General features: G+C 61.1%; 5 protein-coding genes. 1 reads left to right on the top strand and 4 read right to left on the bottom strand.

Annotated features, from left to right (window positions below; all coding sequences use genetic code 11):
- From U1A24_RS14095 to U1A24_RS14085, 3 genes are all read right to left on the bottom strand, one after another.
- The coding region (locus U1A24_RS14095; protein WP_322322609.1) for an aldehyde dehydrogenase family protein at positions 1-1,062 on the bottom strand (1,062 nt) is incomplete at its 3' end.
- 77 nt (positions 1,063-1,139) lie between these two features.
- Positions 1,140-2,504 carry a glutamine synthetase family protein gene (locus tag U1A24_RS14090; protein WP_322322608.1) on the bottom strand — a complete coding sequence of 455 codons (1,365 nt, stop codon included), beginning with the start codon at positions 2,502-2,504 and terminating at the stop codon, positions 1,140-1,142.
- A gap of 90 nt (positions 2,505-2,594) precedes the next feature.
- Positions 2,595-3,389, bottom strand: coding sequence for an N-formylglutamate amidohydrolase (locus U1A24_RS14085; RefSeq protein ID WP_322322607.1), 795 nt, complete (start codon positions 3,387-3,389; stop codon positions 2,595-2,597).
- Positions 3,390-3,558: 169 nt separating this feature from the next.
- On the opposite strand from U1A24_RS14085, the gene U1A24_RS14080 reads away from it, so the two are divergent.
- Complete coding sequence (locus U1A24_RS14080) at positions 3,559-4,428, top strand: MurR/RpiR family transcriptional regulator (protein ID WP_322322606.1); 870 nt, start codon at positions 3,559-3,561, stop codon at positions 4,426-4,428.
- Between the two features lie 23 nt (positions 4,429-4,451).
- Here U1A24_RS14080 and U1A24_RS14075 read toward each other — a convergent pair.
- On the bottom strand, positions 4,452-5,416 hold a 965-nt coding region (locus U1A24_RS14075; protein ID WP_322322605.1), incomplete at its 5' end, for a DMT family transporter.

Here is a 5,416-nt window from a genome sequence, read left to right as displayed (position 1 = left end):
ATGATCGACGTTGACCAGCACTTGTGGGGCGAGATAAGCGCCGCCGTCATTTGCCGGAAACAGGGCGGGGTCGATCAGGGCTGTGGCCCCAGCGGCTACAGCCTCTGCAATCTGGCCCCGCACCACGGCGGCGAAGCGTTTGTTCGCCATCGGGCCGAGGGTTGATGAGGCATCAAACGGATTGCCGAGTTTCAGGGTTTTAACCCAAGCCACAGCCTTTTCGACAAAGGCATCGTAGAGCGATTCATGGACATAAATCCGCTCGATGCCGCAGCAGCACTGGCCCGCGTTGAACATCGCGCCATCCATCAGGGTATCAACGGCGGCATCAAGGTTCGCATCGGCGCGGACATAGCCGGGGTCTTTGCCGCCGAGTTCCAGCCCCAAGGGGGTGAAGGTGCCCGCAGCGGCGCGTTCAATCGCCTGACCGCCGCCGACAGATCCCGTGAAGTTGACGAAGTTGAAGGCGCGGTTGGCGATCAGGTGCTCGGTGGTGGCATGATCGAGCACGACATTTTGGAACACATCTTCGGGGATACCGGCGGCGTGGAAGGCCTCGGCCAGACGCTCGCCGACCAGCATGGTTTGGCTGGCGTGTTTCAGAACAACCGTGTTTCCGGCGATCAGGGCGGGAACGAGGGTGTTGATCGTAGTCAGATAGGGATAGTTCCAAGGGGCGACGATAAACACCACGCCCAAGGCTTCGCGCGCCAGATAGCGGCGGAATTTATCGCTGTCTTCAACGGTTTGCGGGGCGAGAGTGGCAGCGGCAATCTCGGACATATACTCGGTGCGGGCGTTCACGCCGCCGAACTCGCCGCCAAAGCGGGTGGGGCGGCCCATTTGCCACGCCAGTTCCTCGACGATCTTTTCAGAATTGGCGTTCAGGTTGGCAACGGCGGCTTTGACCAGTGCGATACGTTCGGCCAAGGGGCGGGCGGCCCAGCCTTTTTGCGCGGCTTTTGCGCGGGCGGCGGCGGCTTTCGCGGCGTCGAGCGTCAGCGGTGTGCGTTCGGCATAGACCGAGCCGTCCACCGGAGAGATCAGTTGAATGGGTTTCATCGTGTTGGTCCTTGGTAGGATGCGTGATTTCACGCAGCTTTGTCGGAAGGCAGGTGCGTGAAATCACGCACCCAACATTAAGCGCGTTCCAGCAGACGCTGAATCTCAAAATCGGTGACGACACGGTCGGTTTCCGAAATCTCCCACTGCGCGGCGTGGTGGTAATGGTCGACCACGTCATCGCCAAAAGCCTTGCGATACATGGCGGAGCCGTTCAGCAGATCGGCAGCCTCGCGCAAGTTATGCGGGATTTCGCGGACATCACCTGCCGTATACATATCGCCCTGCATTTCGGGCTCCAGTTCCAGCTTTTGCTCGATACCATCAAGGCCAGCGGCGAGCAGGGCTGCGCAGGTCAGATAGGGGTTCACATCGCTGCCCGGAATGCGGCATTCCACCCGGATCGCCTTGGTATGCTCGCCGCAAACCCGGAAGCCAGCGGTGCGGTTGTCGGCGGACCAGACGGCTTTGGTCGGCGCAAACATCCCCACGGTGAAGCGTTTGTAGCTGTTGACATAAGGCGCAAGGAAAACCGTCATTTCGCGGGCATAGGCCAGTTGGCCTGCGATGTAGTGCTTCATCAACTGGCTCATGCCGTGCTTGTCTTTGTCATCAAAGAACGCGGGCTTGCCGTCCAGCGTCCACAAGGATTGGTGGCAATGCGACGACGACCCCGCCTTGCGGTGATCGTATTTCGCCATGAAGGTTACCGATTTGCCCTTGGTCCAAGCGATTTCCTTGATGCCGTGCTTGACGATGGTGTGGTTGTCGGCGGTGTCGAGGGCGTCGGAGTATTTGTAGTTGACCTCTTCTTGCCCCGCGTCGGCCTCACCTTTGGAGTTTTCAATGGTGATGCCCGCGCCATAGAGGCCATTGCGGACGGCGCGCATCACGTCTTCTTCCTTGGTGGTCTGGAAGATGTGGTAATCTTCATTGTAAGCCGACACGGGTTTCAGGCCGGTGAAGTTGCTGTCGCGCAGGGATTCGTAGCTGTTTTCAAATAGATAGAATTCCAACTCGGTTGCCATCATCGCATCGAAGCCCATTGCGCGGGCGCGTTCGACCTGTTTCTTCAGGATGTTGCGCGGCGCGTGGGGCACCGGGTTGTGGTGGTGATCCAAGGTGTCGCCCAGCACCATCGCGGTGCCTTCCAGCCACGGCACCCGACGCAGGGTGCTCATGTCAGTTTTCAGAATGTAGTCTCCATAGCCGGTTTGCCAGTTCGAAGATTTGTAGCCTTGAACCGTGTTCATCTCCATGTCGACGGCGAGGAGGTAGTTGCAGCAATGCGTCTCCTCCCAGCCACCATCGATGAAGAATTGCGCATGAAAGCGCTTGCCCATCAGGCGGCCTTGCATGTCGATGCCAGCCACCAGAACGGTGTCAATTTCGCCAGCCTTCACGGCGGCTCTCAGGTCTTGAAGGGTCATATTGCCGGGCATGTCCGGGATCTCCGCTGTTGAGTTCCCCGTCTGGTGCGGGGGCATGTGCATTTGGGGCCGCGGCCCCGCCGAGAAGCCATCAAGCCTTGGTCAACTGGCCTTCGCTTGGCGTTGGATTTCCACCAGACCCATGTTCAAGACGGCGGCGAGTTGATCGGCCATCGCCTCTGCGGCCTCTGCCGTGGCAATCAGGTCGTTGCGGATTTCCAGCATCGCGTTGGGCAAGCCGTAGGGCGTCGCCTGCACGCGCAGGGTATGGGTGACATCATCTGCCGCCGAATAGGGGGCGTTCAACTCGGCTTGCAACCCGGTCAACTTGCGCGCGGCGTTCAGGATGGCCACGGACAGATGCGGATCGGCATCATGGATCACGCCAAACTCCACTTGGCGGGGTTTGCCGTGATAGATCGGGGTGAAAGAGTGGATGGTGATCACCACGGGCCGCAAGCCCAAAGCGATGCGCTTGGCGATCAGCGCGTGCAGGCCGTTGGCCCAAGGCAGGTAGACGGCCTCTGTCCGCGCCAAACGCTCGGCGGCGGAGATCGTGGCATTGCCGGGAATGTCGTGGAGTTCCGAGCGCGTGGGCATCGCCCCCGGCATATCGGGCGCGCGGTTGCAGTCATAGACAAGGCGGCTGACCGGGGCATGAATCAGCACTGCATCCAGGCGCTGCGCAAGGCCACGCGACACCGCCAAAGCACCAGGATCCCAGGCGATATGCGCGATGCGCTGCGCAGGCGTCAGCCCCAGATCACCCCAAGCGGGCGGGATGTGATTTGAGGCATGCTCGCAGACCAGAATGATCCGGCCTTGCGCCTCGGCATTCTCGATCACCGGCAAAAACGCCCTGTCCTGTGGCGCGGGCGCCTTGGGGGTCGCGGGCATTTTGAGTTTCGCGGCATCTCGCATGGCGGCGAGTCATCTCCCAGATTTGACTTGAGGCTCACTCTTTGCCGCAGTTCTGTCAAGAATGTTTCTTGCGGGGCAAGGCTGATACAATCTTTTCCAAATGCTGCAATCTGCGCTAGGCTGATCGAAACCTGGGGAGGATGCAATGGACGCCAGACTGCCACTTGACGAGCAACTGCGTGCAGCTTTGCCTGACCTGACGCGGGCCGAGCGGCAGCTGGCCACGCATGTTTTGTCGCATTACCCAGTGGCGGCGCTGGGGTCGATCACCATTCTGGCCAAGGCGGCGTCGGTGTCCACCCCGACGGTGGTGCGGCTGGCGCAAAAGCTGGGCTACAAGGGCTATCCCGATTTTCAGGCGGCGCTGCGCGGTGAGGTCGAGGCGATGCTGGTCTCGCCGCTTGCCAAGCATGACCGTTGGGCAGGCGGCGTGCCCGATACGCATATCCTGAACCGGTTTGCCGATGCGGTGATGGCCAATCTGCAAGCCACCTTGGGCCAGATCGACCATGCCGAATTTGATGCCGCAGCCCGCTTGCTGGCCGATCCCGCGCGGCATGTCTTTGCAATGGGCGGGCGGATCACCCATTCGATGGCGGATTACTTCACCTCACTGATGACCATTGTGCGGCCTGAGGTGACGCTGCTGTCGGACAGTTCCTCTACCTGGCAGCCCGCCTTGCTGGATATGCAGGCGGGCGATGTGCTGTTGGTGTTCGACATCCGCCGCTACGAAAACGCCGTGTTGCAGGTGGCGGAAATGGCGAAGGAACGCGGGGCCGAGATTGTGCTGATCACCGATCGCTGGATTTCTCCGGCCTCGGCCCATGCGCGGCACACCTTGGCCTGCCATATCGAAGCGCCCTCGGCTTGGGACAGCAATGTGTCGCTGATGGTTCTGGTGGAAACCTTGCTGGCGGCGGTGCAGGATCTGACATGGGAGGTCACTGAAGGCCGGATGAAACGGCTGGAGGAACTTTATGCCCGCACACGGTTCTTTCGCAGGCATCGCTGAACCGCTTAGCTCATCCTCTGCGCTCAAATATCCTCGGGGTGAAGGCGTGATACGCTGAGGGGGCGAGCCCTCTGCACGCGCTGTATCCGCCCGCCATACGCGTTCAAAAGCACCGCCGCCAGCAACACCGCACCGCCGGTCAAGGTGCCGCGCGAGACCGTCTCGTCCAGAAGCACCCAGACCCAGAACGGGGCCAGCAACACCTCGACCAGCGACAGCAAGGTCGCTTGTGCGGCAGGCACCACCTTGCTGCCCAAAGTGTAAAGCAGCATCCCTCCGGTCAGCGTCACCGCGCCCATCAGTGCCGAGATCGCAATCTCGGGCAGCGGGATCAGCACGACTTTGCCCAAGATTGCCAAAGCAATTGCCCCGGCGATCATCGAGAACAATCCACCCAAGGCGACAGCTGGCAGCATGTTGGCGAGCTTACTCCAGCGCAGCGTCACGGTGAAAACCGCAAAGCCCAAGGCCGAGGCCAAGGCAGCGATATTGCCGTCCAACGCCCCGCCCGCAAGGCCGCCGCCCACCATCACCAGAATGCCCAGAGCCGCGAGAATAATGGCAAACCACGTCAGCGGGCTTACGGCTTCACCCAGCAAAACCCGACCCAGAATCGCAGCAAAAAACGGCGAGGCCGCGAACAGCAACACTGCATTCGCGACCGAGGTGGCTTGAAACGCATAGATTGCACCAGAGAACGCCATCACCAGCCCAAGGCCGCCCAGCACCCCGGCCCAACCGACCGCGCGGATTTCAGACAGGATGCTGCCGCGTGAGGCCAGCCCAATCCAGAGTGCCAGCACCGGCAGCATTCCGGCCGAGCGCCAGAACAGGATTGCCCAAGACCCGGTATCCGGGATCAGGCGGATGAACAGGCCTTGGGTCGACCACAGCACCCCGGCGAGGATGATCAGAATTGCGCCGCTCAGATAAGACATTGCCGCCCCCGTGTGCGGCAAGCTGAGCGAGGCTGGCGCGCAGGTCTGGC

The organism is Cypionkella sp., assembly GCF_034376685.1.
Lineage (GTDB): Bacteria > Pseudomonadota > Alphaproteobacteria > Rhodobacterales > Rhodobacteraceae > Cypionkella.
This window is presented reverse-complemented; position numbering and strand designations above follow the sequence as displayed.